General features: G+C 42.3%; 27 protein-coding genes. 12 read left to right on the plus strand and 15 right to left on the minus strand.

Going from position 1 to position 23,943, the window contains the following annotated elements; genetic code table 11:
• Positions 1-83 precede the first annotated feature (83 nt).
• Both MIC7126_RS0121250 and MIC7126_RS0121255 read right to left on the minus strand, forming a co-directional pair.
• On the minus strand, positions 84-359 hold the full coding sequence (locus tag MIC7126_RS0121250) for a TM2 domain-containing protein (protein ID WP_026100436.1): 276 nt from the start codon (positions 357-359) through the stop codon (positions 84-86).
• 813 nt (positions 360-1,172) lie between these two features.
• Complete coding sequence (locus MIC7126_RS0121255; protein WP_017655174.1) at positions 1,173-2,750, minus strand: CPBP family intramembrane glutamic endopeptidase; 1,578 nt, start codon at positions 2,748-2,750, stop codon at positions 1,173-1,175.
• A gap of 166 nt (positions 2,751-2,916) precedes the next feature.
• On the opposite strand from MIC7126_RS0121255, the gene MIC7126_RS0121260 reads away from it, so the two are divergent.
• Positions 2,917-3,615, plus strand: a complete 699-nt coding sequence (locus MIC7126_RS0121260; RefSeq protein ID WP_017655175.1) for a Uma2 family endonuclease — start codon at positions 2,917-2,919, stop codon at positions 3,613-3,615.
• A gap of 31 nt (positions 3,616-3,646) precedes the next feature.
• On the opposite strand, the gene MIC7126_RS0121265 is transcribed toward MIC7126_RS0121260, so the two are convergent.
• The 6 genes from MIC7126_RS0121265 to sufB form a co-directional block, all read right to left on the minus strand.
• Positions 3,647-4,279, minus strand: a complete 633-nt coding sequence (locus MIC7126_RS0121265) for a Uma2 family endonuclease (RefSeq protein WP_017655176.1) — start codon at positions 4,277-4,279, stop codon at positions 3,647-3,649.
• A 1-nt stretch (position 4,280) separates the two neighbouring features.
• On the minus strand, positions 4,281-4,889 hold the full coding sequence (locus tag MIC7126_RS0121270; protein WP_026100437.1) for a hypothetical protein: 609 nt from the start codon (positions 4,887-4,889) through the stop codon (positions 4,281-4,283).
• A gap of 85 nt (positions 4,890-4,974) precedes the next feature.
• Positions 4,975-6,237: a cysteine desulfurase gene (locus MIC7126_RS0121275; protein WP_017655178.1), complete on the minus strand. Its 1,263-nt coding sequence runs from the start codon at positions 6,235-6,237 to the stop codon at positions 4,975-4,977.
• A gap of 128 nt (positions 6,238-6,365) precedes the next feature.
• A complete protein-coding gene (gene sufD / locus MIC7126_RS0121280; protein ID WP_017655179.1) occupies positions 6,366-7,706 on the minus strand; it encodes a Fe-S cluster assembly protein SufD in 1,341 nt (446 codons plus the stop codon).
• Positions 7,706-8,494 carry a Fe-S cluster assembly ATPase SufC gene (gene sufC, locus MIC7126_RS0121285; RefSeq protein WP_017655180.1) on the minus strand — a complete coding sequence of 263 codons (789 nt, stop codon included), beginning with the start codon at positions 8,492-8,494 and terminating at the stop codon, positions 7,706-7,708. The genes sufD and sufC overlap by 1 nt, the downstream gene beginning before the upstream one ends.
• Positions 8,495-8,523: 29 nt before the next feature.
• Entirely contained in the window at positions 8,524-9,963 is a 1,440-nt protein-coding gene (gene sufB, locus MIC7126_RS0121290; protein ID WP_017655181.1) for a Fe-S cluster assembly protein SufB, read from the minus strand.
• 225 nt (positions 9,964-10,188) lie between these two features.
• On the opposite strand from sufB, the gene sufR reads away from it, so the two are divergent.
• The 6 genes from sufR to MIC7126_RS0121330 all read left to right on the plus strand — a co-directional run bounded on the left by sufR (position 10,189) and on the right by MIC7126_RS0121330 (position 13,556).
• Complete coding sequence (gene sufR, locus MIC7126_RS0121295; protein ID WP_017655182.1) at positions 10,189-10,893, plus strand: iron-sulfur cluster biosynthesis transcriptional regulator SufR; 705 nt, start codon at positions 10,189-10,191, stop codon at positions 10,891-10,893.
• A 34-nt stretch (positions 10,894-10,927) separates the two neighbouring features.
• Positions 10,928-11,188 (plus strand): hypothetical protein, encoded by a 261-nt coding sequence (locus MIC7126_RS0121300; protein ID WP_017655183.1) that lies wholly within the window; start codon positions 10,928-10,930, stop codon positions 11,186-11,188.
• Between the two features lie 202 nt (positions 11,189-11,390).
• Positions 11,391-11,888, plus strand: a complete 498-nt coding sequence (locus MIC7126_RS0121305; protein ID WP_017655184.1) for a cupin domain-containing protein — start codon at positions 11,391-11,393, stop codon at positions 11,886-11,888.
• A 489-nt stretch (positions 11,889-12,377) separates the two neighbouring features.
• Complete coding sequence (locus tag MIC7126_RS0121315; RefSeq protein ID WP_017655186.1) at positions 12,378-12,614, plus strand: hypothetical protein; 237 nt, start codon at positions 12,378-12,380, stop codon at positions 12,612-12,614.
• A gap of 253 nt (positions 12,615-12,867) precedes the next feature.
• Complete coding sequence (locus tag MIC7126_RS0121325; protein ID WP_017655188.1) at positions 12,868-13,155, plus strand: hypothetical protein; 288 nt, start codon at positions 12,868-12,870, stop codon at positions 13,153-13,155.
• The gene (locus tag MIC7126_RS0121330; RefSeq protein ID WP_017655189.1) at positions 13,155-13,556 is read left to right on the plus strand and encodes a type II toxin-antitoxin system VapC family toxin; all 402 of its coding nucleotides are present in this window, start codon (positions 13,155-13,157) and stop codon (positions 13,554-13,556) included. Before MIC7126_RS0121325 ends, MIC7126_RS0121330 begins: the two co-directional genes overlap by 1 nt.
• Positions 13,557-13,835: 279 nt before the next feature.
• Here MIC7126_RS0121330 and MIC7126_RS0121335 read toward each other — a convergent pair whose 3' ends face one another.
• On the minus strand, positions 13,836-14,471 hold the full coding sequence (locus MIC7126_RS0121335; RefSeq protein ID WP_017655190.1) for a hypothetical protein: 636 nt from the start codon (positions 14,469-14,471) through the stop codon (positions 13,836-13,838).
• A gap of 363 nt (positions 14,472-14,834) precedes the next feature.
• Between MIC7126_RS0121335 and MIC7126_RS0121340 the strand changes: the two genes are divergently transcribed.
• From MIC7126_RS0121340 to MIC7126_RS0121355, 4 genes are all read left to right on the plus strand, one after another.
• On the plus strand, positions 14,835-15,266 hold the full coding sequence (locus MIC7126_RS0121340; protein WP_017655191.1) for a lysozyme inhibitor LprI family protein: 432 nt from the start codon (positions 14,835-14,837) through the stop codon (positions 15,264-15,266).
• A gap of 264 nt (positions 15,267-15,530) precedes the next feature.
• On the plus strand, positions 15,531-16,502 hold the full coding sequence (gene hemC / locus MIC7126_RS0121345; protein WP_017655192.1) for a hydroxymethylbilane synthase: 972 nt from the start codon (positions 15,531-15,533) through the stop codon (positions 16,500-16,502).
• A 114-nt stretch (positions 16,503-16,616) separates the two neighbouring features.
• Positions 16,617-18,053: a glycogen synthase GlgA gene (gene glgA / locus MIC7126_RS0121350; RefSeq protein WP_017655193.1), complete on the plus strand. Its 1,437-nt coding sequence runs from the start codon at positions 16,617-16,619 to the stop codon at positions 18,051-18,053.
• A gap of 130 nt (positions 18,054-18,183) precedes the next feature.
• Positions 18,184-18,543 (plus strand): winged helix-turn-helix transcriptional regulator, encoded by a 360-nt coding sequence (locus tag MIC7126_RS0121355; protein ID WP_017655194.1) that lies wholly within the window; start codon positions 18,184-18,186, stop codon positions 18,541-18,543.
• On the opposite strand, the gene MIC7126_RS0121360 is transcribed toward MIC7126_RS0121355, so the two are convergent.
• From MIC7126_RS0121360 to MIC7126_RS0121390, 6 genes are all read right to left on the minus strand, one after another.
• Positions 18,536-18,928, minus strand: a complete 393-nt coding sequence (locus tag MIC7126_RS0121360) for a salt stress protein, Slr1339 family (protein WP_017655195.1) — start codon at positions 18,926-18,928, stop codon at positions 18,536-18,538. The two genes, MIC7126_RS0121355 and MIC7126_RS0121360, sit on opposite strands and share 8 nt — an antisense overlap.
• A 217-nt stretch (positions 18,929-19,145) precedes the next feature.
• Positions 19,146-19,751: a vWA domain-containing protein gene (locus tag MIC7126_RS0121370; RefSeq protein ID WP_026100439.1), complete on the minus strand. Its 606-nt coding sequence runs from the start codon at positions 19,749-19,751 to the stop codon at positions 19,146-19,148.
• Between the two features lie 45 nt (positions 19,752-19,796).
• Entirely contained in the window at positions 19,797-20,402 is a 606-nt protein-coding gene (locus MIC7126_RS0121375; protein WP_026100440.1) for a vWA domain-containing protein, read from the minus strand.
• 264 nt (positions 20,403-20,666) lie between these two features.
• On the minus strand, positions 20,667-21,794 hold the full coding sequence (locus MIC7126_RS0121380) for a site-2 protease family protein (protein ID WP_017655199.1): 1,128 nt from the start codon (positions 21,792-21,794) through the stop codon (positions 20,667-20,669).
• 158 nt (positions 21,795-21,952) lie between these two features.
• On the minus strand, positions 21,953-22,873 hold the full coding sequence (locus MIC7126_RS0121385) for a phosphodiester glycosidase family protein (RefSeq protein WP_017655200.1): 921 nt from the start codon (positions 22,871-22,873) through the stop codon (positions 21,953-21,955).
• 231 nt (positions 22,874-23,104) lie between these two features.
• Positions 23,105-23,434 (minus strand): ArsR/SmtB family transcription factor, encoded by a 330-nt coding sequence (locus MIC7126_RS0121390; protein WP_017655201.1) that lies wholly within the window; start codon positions 23,432-23,434, stop codon positions 23,105-23,107.
• Between the two features lie 80 nt (positions 23,435-23,514).
• Between MIC7126_RS0121390 and trxA the strand changes: the two genes are divergently transcribed.
• A complete protein-coding gene (trxA, locus tag MIC7126_RS0121395) occupies positions 23,515-23,838 on the plus strand; it encodes a thioredoxin (RefSeq protein WP_017655202.1) in 324 nt (107 codons plus the stop codon).
• The last annotated feature ends 105 nt before the right edge of the window (positions 23,839-23,943 follow it).

The following is a 23,943-nucleotide window of genomic DNA, read 5'->3' on the forward strand; positions in this document are numbered from 1 at the left end:
ACAAAAAAAGAGGCAAGAGGGGGCACAGGTGATTACCTGTAGCCTCTGCCAATAACAAAAATTAAATTTTCAGCTATAAATTTTTAGAACCAGCCCTGCTTATTCACAAAGTAGGTATTGACAAATTCGTCGTGAGATTTATTCAGGTAAATCATACCTTCAACTAAACCAATAAGTTGCATAATTAAAAAAGTAAAGCCGTAGGTAAAAGAACCACCAACGATAGAAATCACCAACATGATAAAGCCTTCTGGGGCGTAGCCTAAAACAAACTTGTGAATACCTAAACTGCCGAAAATAATGCCACAGTAACCAGATATGAGTTGTTTGGTAGCGTGACTAGGATTGAGGTTTGCCATAGGATTGTTGCTATTAATAAAAAGGTATAATTTTCGAGTTTTCATGGATAACAGTTACTACTAGTTGAGGTATATCTCCAAGAGATAACCAAAACCCATGCGTTATTCTTACAGAGAGTATGCTCTCTGCTGAAGATTGAGTAAGTCGCTTGACATTTTCTGCAACGATCGCGCTTCTCAGTAACTGCTCGTAATAATCAATATAGATCCCTACTCGGCAATTTTACAGTCTCTGAGGTTAGACATTTCTGTTGAGGAAAATGAACTCGCCGCCGTCAGTAAAAAGCCCAGTACTGCAATACCACTTTCTACAAGTCCATGACTTTTAAGTCCGGACTTTTTTCTAGATGATTGCAATCATAATTGACAATGCATCCTTTGCCAAGGAATGACAGCGCGGGAATTTTTCCCTGCTACCTCAGTGCAAAGAAGTAACATTTAGTCAGAGATCTATGCAACCAATATCCCAAAATTTCTAGCAGAAACTAGAAGCTTACTGAGATATTTTGTGTTTTATTTCACAACATTTCTGGAGTAATTTTGCTTTGAGCAATATTCGTCCCGAAATCACACTAAAAGTGAGTCAGCAAGATATGGGAAATTTACCTGAGGAAGTGGTAAAAACCCAGGCATTTCTATAAAGCCCAGAATCCTTCCCCAGAATTCTTGAAGTTGCATTGATTTTCATAATTTACGTTAGACGTTAATTATGATTAAGTCGTGCTTATCAGTCAGTATAACAACTAAATTGTTGCTATATGGGACGATAACAGCAAATATTTCATTTTTCGCAACAGTAAAAATAATGTATTATTAGTTACTGCTACCCAGGATAAATAAACTGAGTAGTGTACCACTATTCCAGAGACTGTGGAGAAGCATAGGCGCGAGGAGACTGCGCGATCGCGTGTACACTACTCCCAGGACGATCCCCAAAGCTGTGAGGGGTAGAATCTCTGATAAACTCAAGTGAGCGAGGGCAAATAACAAACTACTAGCGATAATTGCGCCCCACACAGACAGGTAGCGAGTCAGAGAAGGCAATAAAAAGCCGCGAAATAAAACTTCTTCAAAAAAAGGCGCGGCGATCGCCGCTGTCACATAAAATATCCCCAATGCTACAGAATCCTGACTTTCTAGCGCCTGCTGCAACAAAGGGTTACTTCCACCCTTACCTTGCCAAAGTTGTTGATTAATCAAAGACACCAACACAACTATAGGTAAAGCCGCGCAATAGCCACCTAATCCCCACAAAAACCATTTATTTTGGAACCGAAAGCTAAACCACGAGTCTGGTAAAGGAAAAAAGCGCTTAATTGATGAATACAACACCAACAGCGCACCTGCTGCTACCAGAACATAACGAATTAATACTGAGAAAGCTTGAAGTCGGACATCACCACTGGCAAGCTGGATGGGGAGTAGAGAAAATACCAGGGGAATAAAAAGCTGTCCCATCAAGAAAAAGCCCAGGACAAATACCTGCACAACTATTTCACCTTCCCAAGGTGTTGTCCAAGGTACATCACCATTTTGCGCTAACAAAGAGGCTTTGCCTTTAATTAAACGCTGTCCCAACAGAAAAATCAGCAGCACCATACCAGTCAAAGCTGATATCGTGGGTACGATGGCAATTGCTGCTAATTTCAACACTGCTTGACTAGCCGCTTGTTGTGCTGTAGCTTGTACAGCCAACAATGCATCTGGGCGCTGTTGGAGTTGATATAACTGCACCAGTGCAGTTGAACGAAACCAACCTTCTAAATTCTGTTTAATTAGTTGTTGGGCGTTGGGTAAAATGCGTGCGGGGTCACTCCACAATCCAGTTAGAACCGCAGCAGTTTCTCCAAATTCTGGATTGATATCGGTAGTTTGCTGTAAATCTGTCCAAGTTTTTAAGGCTGTATCAGTTTGTGCTTGCTGGGCTTGTAAAATTCCCAGCCGCAGGTTTAACTCAGCCAGTAATTTTTGCAGTTCGTTGACAGATTGCTGTAGCTGTTGCTGCTGCGCCAGACTAGGAGTATTGTCTGCTGCTTGAGTTTGTGGTAAGGGTTTAGGTGGCGTGGGTGCTGTAACTGGTTGAGAACGCAGTTGTGTAAGCTGGTTGTTAAGTTTTGTCAGATTAGTTAGTACAGACTGGCGTGCTTCTTGATACTGCTTAGTGGCATTTTCCAAGGGCTTATCACCAAGTATGGCTTCCTGGATTACCTGAATATTTTCACCGTTAGCATCTTCAGCTTGCCAGGCTTGGGCTTGTAGGACAATATTTGTTTGATACAGTTCCAGGCGACTTTGGAACTGAGGTTCTTGCCAACTACCGACTAGAGACAAACCCGCTAATCCTAAAGATATCACCGTCAGCAAAATTAAACCCAACCGCTTAATGGTCATCTATCCCCCTTTAACTAATCAGTGGGGATCGTGTCCCCTTGGAAATTATCGCAAGAAAAAGCAGGAGATAGACAACTACCAATCCAAAATCTAGAACCTATGATCAATACTGTGAGTATGCGATATCGACAAGCCGCTGCGCGTTTACGCTGGAAACACACCTACTATGCTAAATTACAACCCATTACACTGCTTACCCACTGCAGAGGACTTACCTGACTCAGACGATGAACCTGTGGATAATCAACTACAACATTTAATTCCTGGCTTACTCGAAGCCATTTTAGCTTGGCTTTGGGCTAACCGCATGGATTGGTTTTTTGGCGTTGATATGGGGATTTATTATGACCCCGATTTGCCTGCGATTGTACCAGATGGGTTTTTAAGTTTGGGAGTCGAGCGAGTTTTTGATGAGAACTTGCGCTTAAGTTATGTGTTGTGGGAAGAAAAGGTGATGCCAGTAATGGCACTAGAGGTAGTCTCTCACAGAAGGCGTGGGGAATACACCAGCAAAAAGAAACTTTATGCCGAGATGGAAGTTTTATATTATGTGGTTTACAATCCTCAACGTCGGCGAAAGCCACCTTTAGAAGTTTATCGTTTGATTAATGGTGAATATGTTTTGCAACCAGGAAATCCTGTTTGGTTAACTGAGATAGGTTTAGCGATTGGTTATGAACGGGGAACTTATCAAGGAATTACGCGGGATTGGTTGTATTGGTATGATGAGCAAGGCGTGAGGTTTTTGACTCCTGAAGAAAGGGCCCAAGCTGCTGAACAACGGGCTAATACTGCTGAACGACGCGCTGAAATTTTGGCACAACAGTTGCGAAGATTAGGGATAGATCCTGATACTTTGAGTTAATGTTTATATGCAACTTTTAACATTTGCCTTATTAATTAAGCAAACTTTTCACCCAAGCACGAAATGATTTCAGCAGAGCAATTTCACCCATGCTTTTACTCTGCTGAATAAATCGGCTCATATCACTCACTGAAATTATAGGAAAGGCAATACTAAACTTACATTCAACATATTGCTCCTCTATTAGCTGATAAAATTTTAAATTTTGACCGTCATATCGCCAAAGTTCAGTTACACCTAACGCTGCATAAATATTAAATTTATTAACTGAACTACTGGTGATATCTATCTCAATTGCTAAATCAGGTGGTGGGTCTGTTTCTAAATCTAAAGTTTCCCGTCCACGAATAACTGCTTCATTTTGGATATAATAACAAGCATCTGGTTCTATTACCTTTCTTGCCAATTTCCGCTTCAATGTTGTAGAACCAGCACTTCTAATTTCAATATTTAATTCTTCAGCTAAAGCAACGATAAAGTTTCCCAAATTACTTTTAGGATTTTCGTGTTGAAACAGTGGAGTCATAATTTCTAAAGTACCGCAGTCATAAGCAAACCGAGAACCTCTATCTTCACCTGTGTCTTTTAGCAAGGCTTCAAAGGTTTCCCAGCTAACGTTGTGTAGTACTGTTCTTTGTTCTGCGGGTGTTGAGTGGACTAGCATATTAAAATACTTCTTCCATCACAATTTTAGATAAAATTCCTAAAATTTTACCTATATTATTAATATAATATTCACTCAAGTCAATTTCCACTACTTGTCCCTTGATCTGCAAAAACTTCCAGATAGTACCAGTGGTGACAGTACCATAAATCATTTGAATGTTATTACCTTCGCGTTCGTTAAACAATTTAGCTGCTATCATCTCAGCTATACACTGTCCTAAACATGCATTAATATTTTCTTTTTTAGCCTCTACAATAGTCACAACTGGGGCATTCACAATTAATAATTCTGGTGAACGGCTAATAATAAAATCACAATTTCCATTTAATCCTTGAGCAGGATCTACTGTGAAATCTATACCAGAAAATAAACTAATTTGATTGTTGAAATATTTTCTGAGAGCGATTATAATAGGAGCAATAATCATTTCAGAACGAGATTTTTCCGTATTACTACCAAGAGCTAAAGGGATATTTTCTTTCAATATCTCTGTAAGTAATGGCGGACATTCTAAGTCTTCTATAGAAGCAAATAGGTCAATTTTATCAACAAGGGTTAAACCAAAAGTTTTCCTCACTTTATCTAGCGTAAAGTCACTGTATGACATTTTAGTTGCTCCTGTAAAAGTTTTTAAAAACTCCTTTGTGTCTCGGCGTGGGCAATAAAAAAAGGTGGGACAAGCCCACCCCAAATTAAGCAAAAATTCCCGCAAAAAAGTCGATAGTTTCCTGCAAAGCTTTGATGAAAATATCAATTTCTTCGCGGGTATTGTAGAAAGACAAACTCGCTCTTGCGGTTGCTGGAAGCCCTAAATAACGGTGTAAGGGGTGAGTGCAATGGTGTCCAGAACGAATGGCGATGCCTTCTTGATCTAATAATGTAGATAGGTCGTTGGCGTGGATTTCTGCTGTGGTGAAAGCAGCTAAAGCGGCTCTACCTTCTCCGTTTGCATCTGGCTTGGGGCCATAAATCCGAATTTGGGGAATTTGCGCTAATTGTTGGAACAAATACGCTGTTAATTCGGCTTCATAGGCGTGGATTTTATCCATACCTATATTACTAAGATAATCTATCGCCGCACCAAGGGCGATCGCTTCCCCAATTGCAGGTGTCCCGGCTTCAAATTTGTGGGGTAATTCGGCATAGGTAGAATGGTCTAAATATACCTCAGAAATCATCTCGCCACCACCAAAAAAGGGCGGCATTGATTCTAACAATTCTAACTTGCCATACAAAAATCCTATCCCTGTCGGGGCACACATTTTGTGACCGGAAGCAACTAACCAATCACAATCAATTTGCCGGACATCGACAGGCATATGAGGGACACTTTGGCAAGCATCAACTAAGAATTTCGCACCGTATCTGTGAGCGATCGCAGCTATTTCTTGCACTGGATTAATACAACCCAATGTATTAGAAACATGAACTACTGACACCAGTTTTGTTTTTTCAGAAATCAGTTGTTTAAACTGTTCTAAATCAAAGGTTTCTGCTGGTGTCAGTTCTACAAATTTTAAAACAGCACCCGTTTTTTGCGCCACAAATTGCCAAGGAACAATGTTACTGTGGTGTTCCATGACTGAGAAAATAATCTCATCTCCGGGGTGCAAATTATTCATTCCCCAACTGTAAGCGACTAAGTTAATAGCTTCACTGGCGTTGCGGGTGTAGATAATTTCTTGACGGGATGCGGCGTTAATAAACTTGGCTATTTTGTCTCGCGCACCTTCATAAGCATCGGTAGCTTTTGCACTCAAGGTGTGAGCACCCCGATGGACATTAGCATTGTAATGCTCATAATAATCTCGTATGGTGTTAAGCACCTGCAGAGGCTTTTGTGATGTCGCCGCGTTATCGAGATAAACTAAAGTTTTGCCGTTGACTTGTTGATGTAATATGGGGAAGTCAGCACGGACTTGATCGGCTAAGGTTTTGGTAGAAGTAAAAGTCATTGGTAATTCGTAATTCGTGATATCCTGCTCCTGGCAAAGACGCTACGTGAATGGAAAACTCTACTTTGTGCGTCTACATAATTCGTAATTTGTTAGTGTTTAACTATTAACTACGAATTACTATTAATTCAGCTATTTGTGAGAGACTTAAGACTATTGACTGTGTTTAGAAGGATTTCTCGCAGGGATAGAATTGGTATTTGGTTGATGATTTCGGCTGCGAAGGCGTTAATTAATAATTTGCGAGCGGCGTTTTCATCAATTCCCCGACTTTGGAGATAGAATATTTCATCATCTTCCAACTGGCTGACAGTCGCACCGTGAGCACATTTGACGTTATCAGCGGTGATTTCCAGTTGGGGTTTAGTATCAACTCTGGCTTTAGATGATAGTAACAAATTGCGATTTAATTGTCCTGCGTCTGTTTGCTGTGCTGGTTTGGGGACAAAAACTTTACCATTGAACACTGCATGGGCACGATCGCCGACAATACATTTATGTAGTTGCTGACTAACACCATAAGGATAATTCAAAGCGATCGCACTGTGAGTATCCCCTAGCTGTTGCTCCCAAATCATCGTTAAACCGTTGAGAGTGGTTTGGGTTTGTTCGCCAGTTTGCAAAATCTCCCAATTGTGACGCGATATTTTTGCACCTATAGCGATCGCATTCCCAGTATATCGACTATCACGAGCTTGGGTAACAGCCGTTTTGCCGATATGGAAAGCTTGTGCACTTTCTCGCATGACTCTAGTGTGACTCACTTGGGCATTCTCAGCTAACCAAATTTCCGTCACGGCGTTGGTGAGGTAAACTTGCTGCTGCTCAGAGTTACTGGCGTTGTGATACTCTTCAATTAGTGTGACGCTGCTGCCACGTTCTGCCACTACTAAACAACGAGGCTGGGAAATTGTCGCTATCTCACCAGCAACTGCGACAAATACCAAATGAATTGGTGTCTCAACTGCGATATTTTTCCCCACCAACACCACCGCTGCGTCACTTAATCCAGCGGTATTCAGCGCCGTAAATACCTCTTGCGCTCCCTCACATTGTGCTAAATACTTACTAACACGTTCCTGCTTGTCTACGGATAACGCTGTCAAGTTGCTGACGACAACGCCAACTGGTAAATCTGCAATATTTGACAACTCTGGCGCATAAATACCATTGACAAACACCAACCAATTCACCGCTTCTGGCAAAATATCAATTTGTAGAGACGCCAAGTTTCGTGTCTCCACAGAATTTAACTGCAGCTTTCGCAAAGCAGACAAATCTGTAAACCGCCATTCCTCTTCACGGGTGGTGGGGATAGTAGAGTGACGTACCCAATTTGTAGCGCGATCGCGCAACTCTTGCAACCAATCTGCTGATTTTGGTACTGTTACTTGGTTTAACAATGCTACTAAATCGGCATCTCTATCAACTAAATCTGCAACTAGGCTGGGGGAAACTTGACTAGACATTACACACCCACCTCGACTGCAGCATCTTCTAATACCCAGTCATAACCGCGAGACTCCAATTCCAGCGCCAATTCTTTACCACCGCTAGTGATGATCTTACCGTGTGCCATCACATGGACAAAATCTGGGATAATATAATCTAGCAAGCGCTGGTAGTGGGTAATCATGATTGTGGCATTTTCCGGATTTGTTAGCTGATTTACCCCTTGCGCGACAATTTTTAACGCATCAATATCTAAACCAGAATCAGTCTCATCCAGAATCGCTAATTTTGGCGCCAACAGGGCCATTTGCAAAATTTCGTTGCGCTTCTTTTCCCCACCAGAAAACCCTTCGTTGAGACTGCGATTGAGAAAAGCCGGATTCATCTTCACCACATCCAGTTTTTCTTCAATCAAATCATCAAAATCAAACGCATCAATTTCTTCTAAACCTTGGGCTTTGCGGCGAGAATTATAAGCCACTCGCAAGAAATCTAAATTACTCACACCGGGAATTTCTAGAGGATATTGAAATGCTAAAAATACTCCCGATTGTGCTCTTTCGGCTGGTTCTAATTCCAGTAAATTTTGTCCTTGGAAAATCACCTCACCACCAGTGACCGTATACGCTGGATGTCCGGCTAATACTTTAGAAAAGGTGCTTTTTCCCGAACCATTCGGCCCCATAATCGCGTGAATTTCGCCATAACGGACTGCCAAATTCACACCTTTAAGAATCGGATTTCCATCAACTTCAGCTGTCAAATCTCTGACTGACAGCACAACTTCGCTATTTTCAATAATCATGTTCCCTCTTTTAATTTTTCGTCGTGGCTTTAGCCAACGCTACCTTCAAGTTTCAAGCTCAACAATTTATCTGCTTCCACTGCAAATTCCATAGGTAGCTGATTAAAAACATCTTTGCAGAAGCCACTAATCATCATGGAAATTGCATCTTCTGGTGAAATTCCCCGTTGAGCAAAGTAGAATAACTGGTCTTCCCCAATTTTAGAAGTGGAAGCTTCATGCTCTACTTTCGCCGAATTATTTTGCACTTGGATGTAAGGGAAAGTGTTTGCATGGGCGTTATCTCCAATCAACATCGAGTCACATTGGGAATAATTTCTCGCGCCTTTTGCATTAGGATTGACTTTCACCAAACCCCGATAGCTATTACTAGATTTACCTGCAGAGATTCCTTTAGAAATAATTGTGCTGCGGGTGTTTTTGCCGATATGAATCATCTTTGTCCCGGTGTCGGCTTGCTGCATATTATTTGTCAGCGCTACTGAGTAAAATTCACCCACAGAGTTATCACCTACCAAGACGCAGCTAGGATATTTCCAAGTGATTGCTGAACCTGTTTCTACTTGTGTCCAGGAAATTTTGGAATTGACACCTTGGCACAAACCACGCTTGGTGACAAAGTTATAAATACCACCTTTACCGTTGGCGTCGCCTGCATACCAGTTTTGCACGGTGGAATATTTAATTTCTGCGTTGTCAAGGGCGACAAGTTCCACAACTGCAGCGTGTAGCTGGTTGCTGTCATACATTGGCGCTGTACAACCTTCTAAATATGAAACATAGCTACCTTCTTCAGCGACAATTAAAGTCCGCTCGAATTGTCCCGTATCACCGGAGTTGATGCGGAAGTAGGTAGACAATTCCATTGGGCATTTTACGCCTTTAGGAATATAGACAAAAGAGCCATCACTAAATACAGCAGCATTCAGGGCGGCAAAATAATTATCGGCTACAGGGACGACGCTACCCAGATATTTTTTCACTAGCTCTGGATATTCTTGCAAGGCTTCGGAAATTGAGCAGAAAATTACACCGTCTTTGAGGAGTTTTTCTTTAAAGGTTGTAGCGACAGAAACGCTATCAAAAATCGCATCGACAGCTACATTCGACAGTCGCTTTTGTTCTGAGAGGGGAATACCGAGTTTCTCAAAGGTTTCTAGGAGGGTAGGATCTACTTCATCTAAGCTGTTGAGCTTGGCTTTTTTTTGTTTCGGTGCTGAGTAGTAGATGATATCCTGATAATCAATTGGTGGATACTTGACGCTCGGCCAAGTTGGCTCCGTCATTTTTTGCCACTGGCGATAGGCTTTGAGGCGAAACTCTAACATGAACTCCGGCTCGTTCTTCTTAGTGGAGATCAAGCGGATAACATCCTCGTTTAGTCCACGCGGAATAGTGTCGGCCTCAATATCAGTGACGAAGCCGTACTTGTAAGGTTGGTTGACTAAGGTTTTGACAGTGGCGCTCATCGGTGTTAGTCTCTTGTGTTCGGATCGTGAATCTCTCTAAGGAAGAAGCAGAGACGGGCTGCAGTTAGCCGATTGACGGCTGTTAGAATGGGGTTGGAGAGTAAAACAACATCTCTGTTGTTTAATGTATCTTCATTTTACGCTAAAATTAACAACAACAATGTTGTTAAAGTCAAATTTTCCTAAAAAATTTTTCGGGCGTTTGTGGAACGTCTGGTAGAAAAGATGGCGACTACCCACCAGTCCTCAACGAAGCAAGATATCCTGGAATATCTCTGGAAACACGAAAATGCAACGGCTGTTGAGCTTGCTGAGATTTTAGATGTGAGCAAGCAGGCGATTCGTCGTCATTTGAAGGATTTGGAGGCTGAAGAGTTAATTTTATATTCAACGTCTGTACAAGGGGGGATGGGGCGTCCACAGCATGTTTATCAATTGAGCAATCGGGGACGCGATCGCCTACATCGGACAGTGAGCGATCGCTTTGGTGATGGACACGGTGATTTTGCGGTTTCGCTGTTGGATACTTTAGCCGAAACCATGGGACACGATCAATTCAAAACAATTTTACACAAACAATGGCAGCGCAAAGCGCAAGAATACCGCGATCGCTTGGGTCAAGGTACAGTCGAAGAACGTGTCGCCAAGTTAGTTGAACTCAGACAAGCCGAAGGTTTTATGGCTGAATATCATCCTGTAAACACGAGTGATCAGGTGTGCGTAGATGCAAAGCAGCTTGTCGGTAGACATCGCTTTATCTTCATCGAGCATAAATGCGCCATTGCCAACGTCGCTGAGTCTTTCCCCACTGTCTGCGGTCATGAGTTAGAAATGTTTGCCGCTGTCCTACCAGATTGTACAGTAGAGCGTACCCACTGGCTGATCAACGGCGAACATCGTTGCGGCTATTTGGTACAAACTCGCTCTTAAGAGTATAATTTCTGCAATTTGGCATTTTGAATTTATGGATTTACCACCACAGCAACCATCAACCCAATTTTTAACCTTAGAAGAGTCCGCAGATGTAGACGCCGCTTTGTTATCTTCCCCAGAAAAGTTTTTAACAAGACTCACAATTTCATCACTAAAACTCTTGCAGCATATCGCTGAAGATTATGGTATCAAAATTGAAGAATTAACCACTAAACAAGTTATTGCTTGGTTTGAAAAAGACGGAAAAATTAGACGCGAACAGGGAATAGAAGCATCTTATCTCAAGTGGTAAATTCTTGGTTTAATGCCTATTTGTAGAGAAATGGAACAGCGTGAAATGCTAATTTTTGCCTTGATGTAGCCACAGCACATAACCAAAAGATTATTTGTCAACAGTTGAGATTGAATTATCTTAAGGTTTCGGTACGGTGATAAGTGAAGGGTGTCTGCGGAGCGGTTTAGGCTTTATGTCAACTTGATAGGAGAACATCAATATGACTGATGAACAACATTCTCTGCTCAAAGTATCAGATATTAATTCAATGGATGCGTTTGAGTTTCATCATCCGCTCAATCCCAATTCGGAAATTTATTTACGGTTTCTTGGGCGTGCTGTCGGTCTTAAACGCATTGGTGTGACGATTGCTCGTGTACCATCAGGCAAGGAATCTTTCATTTATCACGCTCACCAGAATGAAGAAGAATGGGTTTACATCTTGTCAGGTCGAGGTATTGCGGAAATTGGAGATAGGTCATACGAAGTTGAACCAGGAGACTTTATGGGATTTGGGCTACCTCAACAACCCCATCATCTTCGCAACCCATTTAATGAAGACCTTGTATATCTGATAGGTGGAGAAGCAGGGCGCTTAGACATTGGAATTTTTCCTCGGCTTGGTAAACGAGTAATTAGGGATAGTGAGTCAGCTTACATATTTGATGAGTCAGCGCTGCAACTTTTTTGGAGCAGCAAGCAATCTGCTGAGGATTGATTCTGCTGGAGTGGTCGTGACATAACAATTCAAATGCAGCGAACTGAAGAAAATCCCTCGTGCTGAGTTTGGTCTGATCTACCCCACTGATTGGGAACGTTGGCTGACTTGAATTGGAATGCAAGGTGAAAGGCTATTTCTGCTAAGTGCGATCGCAGCAGTGTAAAAAATACAAGCATAAGTTTTATCACTAGACCTAGCAAGATACGTTAGTATCAAGTAGCACTTTTCCTTTTCGGGTTGCTCTGACGTGGACTTTGAGATTATTGGCGATATCGCTGATGTTGAGGTGATTGCCACAGGAACAGGAATCCGCGATCGGGCACGATTACAGAGGCAGTATGGTCGAGGCAAGTGGAGAAAGTTGAAGGGTATTGCCCAAGTTCAGCTTGCAAACGGTATGATACGGTTAGCTGAGATCCACTGGTATGAGGCTCATGGAATCGGCAAAAAAGAGTTTAAGCTCAAACTACCGTTTCTAGATTGACTATGAACACCGAGCAAGCCCAATTAAATCAGTTTGCCGTATGCCTGAACAATGAAGGCTACAAAGCATCATTGGAAGTCGGCAAAATATATCGAGTGATTGTTGATGAACAGGCAAGTGCAAATGGGCTGATTCGGGTAATTGATGAGAGCGGTGAAGATTACGCTTTTTCTGCAAATCGGTTTTACCCGATCAAAGTGCCAAAACCTGTAGAAGAAGTTTTGTTGTCAGTGTGTTAGCAGCGACAGCAGCACAACAACGCTTTTGCAGCGGACTGAATCAGGCTGCTGGTGTGGATGCAAAGGTTACTGACAGTCGCTGAACACAATCGTTAGGCTGACTTGAATTTATATGAAAGGTGAAAGGCTATTTTTGCTAAGTGCGATCGCACTTAGCCGTTGATCATATCTACGAAAAATATCCTGATACCCAACCAAAGTCGCTGTTTTTAGGAAGGTTATAATCAGACTACATCTGCATTCTTAAGCCCTTATGAGCCAAAGTCTGACTTTAGAACTGAGCGAACAGGTGTTTGCTGCCATTCAGCTACAAGCACAAGTAATTGGAATCTCTCCAGCACAGTTAGCTGCTACCTTGTTGGAGCAAAAGTTCACTCAGACTTTCAAGTTACTTCTAAATGAAGATGAAAAGAGTGCAGCGCGGGCAAGGTTTGAGCGTCATTTCGGGACTTTAGAACTATGCAGTTCTACAAATTTAGATAACGAAAGCATTGATGGTGATCTGGCTAGAGAGTATGCCAGTACCCATGAGGGAGAATAATGCTCCTCGATACGTCTGGATTACTCTGTCTACACTTCTCAACTGAGCCACTTCACACACAAGCTTGTGTTGAGTATCAAAAAGCCACTATATGTTTGACTCATAGTTACATTATTGCGGAATATGTAGCACTTGCAAATGCACGACGATTTTCGCGTTCCTCGGTGCTTAATTTTGTAGTTGATCTGTTAAGCAGCCCGGATATAGAGACAGTATGGGTTGATGAACCAATACATCGAGCAGCAATTGAGTTGCTAATTCTACGGCAAGACAAGACTTATTCACTCTGCGATGCTGTCAGTTTCATTCTGATGCGTCAACGGGGAGTTTCTCAAGCATTAACAACTGATCGACATTTTGAACAGGAAGGTTTTGTACGGTTGTTACAGTCAGCCAACTAACAGCCCCGATGCAGCAAACGCCTCTGGTGCTGAGTTCAGAGTTATCTACCACCGCTGATTGGGAACGTTAGGCTGACTTGAATTAGAATGCAAGGTGAAAGGCTATTTCTGCTTTCCAGCGATGTCTGACGACAAGCCACTGCGTGTCTACGCACTGTATCCTATTGTTTGGTGCGCGTTCTGAATTTGAATACACTCACCCGGTATTTCTGCAAATAAAATAAAGCACCTGAAAAAGGTGCTTGAAAATTTACCATATCTAGTTTTACAGATACTTTTTTAGGTGTTGTAACCGTTTGTGCGAGGATTACGAGCGCCGGTTACAGCCCCGATCATGGCTGCAGCTAAACCCAATAGGGAGCCTAATACAAACCACCATAAACTTCTAGAGGTGGCTGCGGCAATATCACGAGCTTGTTCAGCAGTGACAGATGGTATATTTTGTGGTATGTTAACCCCTGGCTGTTGTGCTTGGTTCAAAACTTGCGCGGCGTTGGAAGCAGCAACACCAAAAGCACCTGATACCCCGCTTGCTAATAACCAAGAACTGAGAGCTAATGTAGTAGCCCAAAGAATCGCACCATTGAGCAAAGCTGTATTGCGGTTCATGGGGCCGCAGGCACGAGTTGTCACCCAACCGCCAGTGAAGAGAGAAATTAACAAAGCGACGGTTGACCAAATACCGATATTACTTGCAACGCCGGGGGCGATTGATCTAGGTGCTCCTGAGCCGGCAACACTACCTGCACCAATGGCGCCAAAAAGAGCACTGATAATCAATTGAGTAGCCAAGGCTACCAAAACTCCAGAAATGATTGGACCCCAGCGCACGCGATCGCGGTATTCAGTTACTCGACTTGCTATCACGGGGTCTGGAGGAACAACATCATCACCGACTCGATTCACGTATGACATAGGGTACTTTCTCCTTTGCTCTTTAGCAAAGTATTTTCTGTGTTAGGTTTACGTTTCTGTATAGAATTAAAAGATTAATATATGTTTTTCATATCTATCAAGAGAAATAATGTGCGGGTCTATCGTTAGTAGTGACTTGATTTTGGACATATTACTTAACATCTTAGTTGGCAAGATTTTTGATTTTTTGTAAGGATAAAATACCAAGTTCAAAATAACTGACATTACTGACACAGATATCTATTGCGGAAGAGTCAATCGATGCGAGGATGTTGGATTTGGGAATGGTTCTGCTTAACTGGGGGGCGGGGCATGTACCAAGTATGTACTTTTTTTGGTATTTTTTAAATACACGCAGATACAATGTTTACCATGCACCAGTTATTATCTACTTTCATTACTGTATTAACTCTTGGCAGTTTGTCTACTGCGACAGTGACAATAGCCAGTACACCAGTTGAGATCTCAAATATTTACTTAACGCAAAAGCTCAACTGTAATAATGCTCAAACTCAATCACAAATCAATCAATGTGCTCAGTTAGCTTATCAAGCTGCTGATAAGAAATTGAACCAAAGTTACCAACAACTGCTGCCAAAATTATCAGCTTCTAGAAAACAAAAACTCATCACCGCTCAACAAGCATGGCTCAAATTTAGAGACACTAGTTGTGATTTTGAAAGAAGTGGATATGAGGGAGGAACTATTGCGCCGGCAATTTATTTCGGTTGTTTGGAATCTACTACTAACCAACGGACGAAACAATTACAGGAATATCTCCAACCCACCCGTTGATATCAGTTTTGGACTGGAGATTGGGGATTTGAGATTAAATATCCTCACTCGCAGATAGTTCTAGATATCGCCAAGAATTTTATCTACGCCAATTTGGTGTGAGATGACAACATTGATTGCTTCCAGAAAGAAAAAATTGTGAATAAATGTAAACAATAACAAAAATAAACTTGACCCAAATTAGGCGATTTCAATCTCAACAGTCACCCACTGCGGTAGTCTAGATGAGAGTGAATTTATCGCCTGGTTTGACATTATTGTTTTATGACTTCAGTTGTTTCCAGTCCCCCACGCACGATTCGCATCGGTTCTCGTAAGAGTCAACTTGCTCTGGTTCAGACCTACTGGGTGCAAGAGCAACTCCAGAAAAGCTTCCCAGATATTACTTTTGAAGTCCACACCATGTCTACCCAAGGCGACAAAATCCTGGATGTAGCCTTAGCCAAGATTGGTGACAAGGGACTATTTACGAAAGAATTAGAATTGGGAATGATTAACCAGGAGATTGACTTTGCAGTTCATTCTCTCAAAGATCTACCGACTAATTTACCAGAAGGGTTAACGCTCGCGGCGATTACTGAACGGGAAAACCCCGCAGATGCGCTGGTATTGCATGAAAAGTACAAAGGTCAACAAATTGACACTCTCCCAGAGGGTACAGTAATCGGCACATCTTCTCTACGACGGTTAGCACAGTTGCGTCACCATTTCCCCCACTTCGAGTTTAAAGATGTGCGGGGCAATTTGAATACAAGGATGGCGAAACTGGATGCAGGTGAGTATGATGCTTTAATTTTGGCAGTAGCTGGGTTAGAGCGCTTGGGAATGAGCGATCGCGTTCATCAAATTTTACCTAAAGAAATTTCTCTCCACGCCGTCGGTCAAGGTGCATTAGGGATAGAATGCCGAGCAGATGATACCGAATTGATTTCCTTACTCAAAGCCATTGAACACCCTCCCACACGCGATCGCTGTCTCGCAGAAAGAGCTTTCTTACGGGATCTCGAAGGCGGTTGTCAAGTACCCATCGGTGTAAATACGGTAATTGAGGAAGAAAATCTTACACTCACAGGGATAGTCGCCAGTGTGGATGGTCAAAAACTAGTCAAAGATACCGTCACAGGCCCCGCTAGCAGCGCCGAACAACTAGGTACAAAACTGGCAAATACCTTGCGTGACCAAGGCGCACAAGTTATCCTCGCGGAAATATTTACCGAAATTCAGCGTGGTGCTTAATTTATTGTGCAAACGATGTGATTAGATAAGTAATCAGTGGACATTAATCGGTAATCAGGCCAAAACTCGAAGCTGATCACCGTCAAAGAGAGTACCAGGGAAACAAAAATTACCATGCGGATTCTATTTGTAGCAGCAGAAGCAGCGCCAGTTGCAAAAGTTGGTGGAATGGGCGACGTTGTAGGTGCATTACCCAAAATATTGAGACAGATGGGGCATGATGTGCGAATATTCATGCCTTATTATGGTTTCCTGCCAGATAAAATGCAAATTCCCCAGGAACCGATTTGGCGGGGATATGCCATGTTCCAGAACTTCGCTGTTTATGAAAGTGTTTTACCTGGTACAGATGTTCCCTTGTATCTATTTGGACATCCCGCCTTTACGCCCAGACGCATCTATTCTGGAGATGATGAAGACTGGCGGTTCACATTGTTTGCTAACGGTGCGGCGGAGTTTTGCTGGAATTATTGGAAACCAGAAATAGTCCATTGTCATGATTGGCACACAGGGATGATTCCTGTGTGGATGAACCAAGACCCAGATATCACCAGTGTATTTACTATTCATAACCTAGCTTATCAAGGGCCTTGGCGTTGGTTTTTAGAGAAAATTACTTGGTGTCCTTGGTATATGCAAGGACACAACACAATGGCTGCAGCGGTGCAATATGCAGATAAGGTAAATACAGTTTCGCCGACTTATGCCGAGCAAATCAAAACAACTGCATATGGTGAAACTTTAGAAGGTTTACTATCTTTTATTAGTGGTAAGTTATCGGGAATTATTAACGGCATCGATACGGAAGTTTATAATCCAGAAAACGATAAACTCATCACCCAAGCTTTTAGTAGTGATAGCCTAGATCAACGCAAGGCGAATAAAATTGCGCTGCAAGAAGAGGTAGGGTTAGAAGTAAATAGCAATGCCTTTTTAGTTGGCATGGTGACAAGATTAGTTGAACAAAAAGGCTTGGATTTAGTGATCCAAATTTTGGATCGCTTTTTGGCTTATACTGATGCTCAGTTCGTGTTGTTGGGAACAGGCGATCGCTATTACGAAACGCAAATGTGGCAGTTAGCATCCCGTTATCCCGGACGCATGGCAACTTACCTACTGTATAATGATGCCCTATCACGGCGCATTTATGCTGGTACTGACGCCTTTTTAATGCCTAGTCGCTTTGAACCTTGCGGTATCAGCCAAATGATGGCTTTGCGTTATGGTTGCGTACCTATCGTTCGTCGCACAGGTGGGCTAGTTGATACTGTATCTCATTATGACCCCATAAACGGTGCAGGTACTGGTTACTGTTTTGACCGTTATGAACCGCTGGATCTCTTCACTTGTATGATTCGGGCTTGGGAAGGCTTCCGCTTTAAACCCCAATGGCAAGAATTACAAAAACGTGGTATGAGTCAAGACTTTAGCTGGTATCAATCAGCAAAGCAATATGTGAATTTGTACAGATCCATTTACGGTTTACCACCAGAAATGGAACAACCAGCACCAGCACCGGAGTTGGTTGTCAATGAACCAGTAACCACCTAAATGAGTTTGTAGTCAGCGCTTTAGTGCTAAAAAATCTAGGACTAAAGTCCTGACTACGAAATATTACCAATTAGCGACAGCTTGGGCGATCGCATTTTTAGCAAAAGTAAGATACTTACTAAAAGTAACCATGAAAGCTGAAGCAGAAAACCACAGCAGATTGACTTGTGAAGTGGAAACTACACTCAAGGTAATTGGTGGACGCTGGAAAGTTTTAATTATCAGAGAATTAATGATAGGGATGAAACGCTTTGGGGAATTACAACGGGCTTTACCGGGAATTACCCAAAAAATGCTGACACAGCAACTCAGAGAAATGGAAGAAGACGGGATTATTCATCGAGAAGTTTACGCACAAATTCCCCCAAGAGTTGAATATTCTCTGACACCCTTGGGGGAAAGTTTACAACCAATTCTCTATGCTATGCATGAATGGGCTGTGCAAAATTATGCTCAAATAAATCGCCCTGAAAAATTACCGATTAATTAGTTTGTAGATATTCAATCGCTGCTGCTAATTTTGAAGGATATCCCTCAGCAAATCTTTCAAACCACAGCCCTTCCGGTGAAAAAGGATCTAATTTATTTAACCATTCTTTGGCACTAGTTTTTAAAGCCTCTTGTTGTTTGGCTTTGAGTTGTGCTTGGCGAATTTTTTCTGCTGCTAGTTCTTGCTGTTTTCGCAACTCCTCAGCCTGATCTTGTTGAATAAAATCGGCTTTGACTTCATCCAAAATCCCATCTATTAAAGATAAAGATTTTGGTGATGCGGGGATGGATGGTTTAGCTATATTTTGTTGTGGCTGTGGTGAAACAGGTTTTGTTTGTTGATATTCAGTTTGCAGTTCAGCTAACAGCTTTTCTAGAGCATCCATGATTGCAAGTCCTTTCAAAAGAATGGCTAGTACGAAAAGGCTGAAGGATGAAAGAAAGAAATTTGGACAGTAAGATTTTGAGTGTTTTTAAAAACCAATTCGGCAAAATTCAGCTACAAATTCTAACTCCTCAACTTTTATAAAATACAGTTTTATTAACTTTGAATCAGTGAATTTTGAATTGGTATAGCAAGTGATTTATTGGCGTCGTCTTCTACTAGTCGTTAATGGCGTTGAGTAACACTTCCGATAAACTCATGTCTTCCATATCTTCCATTGTAATGGTGTCACAAATATCGAATTTAGCACCGGCTCCCTGCAATTCGTCATCTAAAACTTTGAGAAAGCGAGTAGCTTGGGCGTCTGTCCCGACTTGAATAAAAGAAATTGCTAATTCTTCATCTCGATCCATGCGGCGCGAAGCTTCAATAATTACTTTCATCACTGCTTTGCGATCATCAGGTTCGCCGTCGGTGACAACTAAAATTGTTTCACCATTTTGCTTAGTTTGACCAGCACCTTTGCGTTGAAAATAATCATCAGTTGCATGTTTTAACACTCCTGCTAAATCGGTGGTTCCTGAAGGATCATTTTCTTTGAAAATTTGTCCTACCTTGGCTGAGGTCACATTTTCATAGCGTTTAAATTTGCCAGAAAACACATAGATAGTAATTCCATCTGGGTCAAATTGTTCGCATTTGCTAGCCAAAGCTAAAGTAGATTCTTGCGCTGTAAACCATCTGCTTTTACCACCTTTTTGATCTGGGGTAGCCATGCTCCCACTTTTATCGATGATCAAGGTGTAGTCACGATTTTCTAGCATTTCTGTACCTCCGGTCATTTTGCTTACCCGCCTACCATAAAATAATTAGTCAGTGATTGCATTCATTAAGACATCAGCAAGGCTCATTTCTTCTAAATCATCTAAAGTCACCGTGTCGCAGATATCAAATTTAGCTCCTACACTTTGCAACTGGTCATCTAAAGCTTTGAGAAACTTAGTCGCTTGCGGATCAGAACCAACTTGAATAACGGAAATTGCTAACTCTTCATCACGATCCATCTGACGAGTAGCATTGATAATTACCTCGAATACTGCTCTGCGATCGTCTGGTTCTCCATCGGTGATCACTAAAATTGTCTCACCATTAGCTTTCGTTTGACCAGCAGCTTTGCGTTTAAAGTAGTTATTGAGTGCGTCTTGGAGTACACTCGCTAAGTTAGTTGTCCCTGCTGGGTCATTTTCGAGAAATATCTGCGCGACTTTGGCTGAGGTCACATCGTCGTAGCGCTTAAATCTTCCAGAAAATACGTATATGGTAATGCCGTCTGGGTCAAATTGTTCGCATTTTCTGGCTAAAGCGAGAGTAGATTCTTGGGCTATCTCCCATCTACTTTTACCACCCATTTGGTCAGGAGTGGACATACTGCCGCTTTTGTCAATAATTAGTGTGTAATCGCGATCGCTCATCATGGTATTCCTTATGATTGTTGTTACTAGTCTAGCTGCTACCACGTAGCTCGACAGCGATATAGCAGGGAATAGGGAATAGGGAATAGGGGTTAGGGACTATTTTCAAACTGGAAAAGTAGAAAAATAGGTTGGGTTAAGCGCAGCGCAACCCAACGAAGCGACCCGAATGTTGGGTCTACGTTCCTGTTCCCTGTTCCCTGTTATAAAATAAACTCCCTCAGAAATTCTGAGAGAGGGATGAGATGAGTATTTTAAATTCAGAAGTTATGCGGGGTGAAGTTGGGATGACCGCTGCTGAATTAACTGGATAACCGCTGCTTTTTCTAAGATTCCCACCACTACGCCGTTATCACGAATGACAGGAAGCGCGGAAAGCTTTTGCTGTTCGAGAATCTGTACAGCTTCCAAAAGTGGTTGGTCAGATTGGACTGTGGTAGATTCTACCATTGGTCGCATGATATCTTTGACTTGAGTTTCTGACCATAATGTTGTGGAGATATTTCGCAAGTCATTGACACCGAAAGCGCCTACCAGTTGACCTTCATCGTCAGTCACTAAAAACTTTTGCCAGTTTTGCCCATATAATATTTGTGCTTCGGCAAATTCTCTTAAACTCATGCTACCAGCAACCACGGGGCTATCAGGTGTCACTGCATCCGAGGCTGTTAAACCAGTGAGTTTTTCTTGCACTCTGGCGAATTGTGCAGCATTACCTGCATTTTGCAGTAAGAAGAAACCGATGATTAAATTCCAGGAATTGTTAAGGCTGCCAAATAATATTAGAGGAATTAAGCCAGATGCGATCGCTACCCAACCAAAAACTTGACCAACTCGACTAGCAAATGTCACGCCTTTATAGGGATTACCTGTTACCTTCCACACTAAAGCTTTTAGTATATTACCGCCATCTAAAGGCAAGCCAGGAATCAAGTTAAACAGTGCTAGCGATAAGTTTACAGCAGCGAGGACGCCGAGAATTGCTGCTGCGGCTCCTGATACAGGAGTGACAAAACCAATGGCTGTAAAGACACCAAACAACAGTAAGCTCACTAAAGGCCCAGCAATGGCTACCCAAAACGCTTCACCTGGGGTCTTTGATTCTTTCTCTAAACTGGCTAACCCACCAAAGATAAATAAGGTGATGGATTTGACATCAATTCCCTGACTGATAGCCACGAAACTATGTCCTAATTCATGAGCGACGACAGAGGCGAACAACAACAGCGCTGTCATCAATCCCAGTAGCAAAGCTAACACTCCAGATATCTGCGGAAATTGCGCCGCCAACCCACTACCATAGCTCCAAGTGACCAATCCTAGAACTAAAAACCACGAAGGATGGATATAAAAAGGAATACCGAAGAGATTACCAACGCGAATTGTGCCGTTCATGTCGTCCACCTTTGATTTCAACACAAGAGGTTTTTTGCTCTCGATGTTCATAGTGTAACGAAGTGTTAAGCAATTTTAATCTTTGCAACGGTAGTGGTGTCCGTCCGTTGAGGTGTGGTTTATTGGACAATACGGTTGTAATTTGTAAAATCCGACGGCTATTTCTGACTGTGAAGCGGTGTAGCGAAAAAGCCCAAGTGATTAGCTACTGGGCGTTCCCGCATGGGTACGTTGGTATGAATCGGTGCATTTAATACCTGAGCACCGCTACTGGTGGCGATCGCTAATGTGGTAGAACCGCCACCATCCATGTTCACTGCGTTATGTACACCTAGTTCTGCCACAATGTTTGTAAACTCAGCGATCGTCAATCCTTCACTGTAAAATTTTTGTTTACCATCAACAGCAATTAACCACAGTTTTGTCCCCTCGCGGTTGACAGCCACCGCCACCCGTGGATAAGGTTTAATATCCAGCGCATCCGTTGACTGATAAAACATAGGCTTTCTATCAGCTACCAAAATCTGCTTACCTGCAACCCCTTGAGCTGTATCTTGAGGACAACTACCGCTCGCTAAAATTTGCGCTTTATTTTGCTGAGAAATACACACCACAGCCCAATTCTTTTGTGGTTTAGCGTAGCGAGAACCATTAGAAATTGCATCTCCCCAAGGATGGGAAATATCGCTGCTGTGCGGATAGTAGTCCCAGGGGTTATTTTCTCGAAAAGGATGGAAGTAGCTAGCGTTGATGGCTATTTGCAGTTTGAATTCATCCAAAAATTCTGATGTAGTCCGAGCTGTAGTGATACCATGAGTTTGAGTTGGTGTTCCTGGAGTAACTAAGGCTTTTATCCCTGGTGTTGTCAAGTCAACAGTCACGATATGCATCATCACTGGGCGTGGTGTAGGTAAAGCACGCCGCTGATAAACAACACCATTAAATAATGTTTGCTGTTGGTTTGTCCGGGGTGGACGCAACAAACAAAGATATCCATAAAGCAGGAACGGTGATAGCAGTAGACTGATACCAGCAATTATCAGTAATCGTCGGCTAGAGATTTGGTATCGTCGTCGCATCGCTTGATTTCATATCCGCAAGATCATCAGCTATAGGAATCATATATAAACTCAGTGTTCCTTGTTCCCCGTTCCCCGTTAAGAGTTCCTGATCACAGACTGACGAAAGCATAGCTATAGCCACATAGGTTAGGACATAAGCTAAAGATAAAACCCTTACACAAACAGACTTTCAACCCTGTTTCCTGTTCCCTGTTCCCTGTTTCCTGTTCCCTGTTCCCTGCTATATTTTTAAACAACAGAGGGATACACTCCCAAAGGCTTGGCTGAACGCAACACAGCATCCAGCAATCCCGGAAACAGCGCCTCTAAATCCTCACGTCGCAATGTGTTGATATGTTGCGTTCCTTCTTTGCGAGTTAAAACCACCCCCGATTCTCGTAAAATTTTAAAATGGTTGGACATCGTAGATTTAGCGATCGCAAAGTCAAACCCAGCACAACACTGCTCACCCTTAGTCGCTAGTAACCGCACAATCTCTAACCGCACCGGATCCCCCAGCGCGTACAACACCCCTGGTAAAGAAATATTTTTTCGGTCTGGGTGATACAAGAATTTCATACTTGCATTGTCTCATCAAATAGCTTATATTTTTATTATTCGATATTATCGAATAAACGAATTATCAAGGAGGACAACTAATGTCATCCATTACAAATGTTACAGAAGCCACATTCAAACTAGAAGTCTTAGAAAGCAAACTTCCAGTTTTAGTGGACTTTTGGGCGCCTTGGTGCGGCCCTTGTCGAATGGTAGCTCCGGTTGTCGATGAAGTTGCTGGCGAATATGAAGGGCTGTTCAAAGTGGTAAAACTGAACACAGATCAAAACCCCACCGTTGCTAGCCATTATGGAATTCGCAGCATTCCTACACTTATGGTGTTCAAAGGTGGTCGGCAAGTTGATACAGTTGTAGGCGCAGTACCAAAAACCACACTGACTAAGACTTTATCACAGCATATTTGATCAAAAGGATGAAGTATGAAGTGTGAAGTGTGAAGTGTGAAGTGTGAAGTATGAAGTATGAAGTGTGAAGGATGAAGTATGAAGTATGAAGCTTATCGAGCAATT

Source organism: Fortiea contorta PCC 7126, from assembly GCF_000332295.1.
GTDB classification, from domain to species: domain Bacteria; phylum Cyanobacteriota; class Cyanobacteriia; order Cyanobacteriales; family Nostocaceae; genus Fortiea; species Fortiea contorta.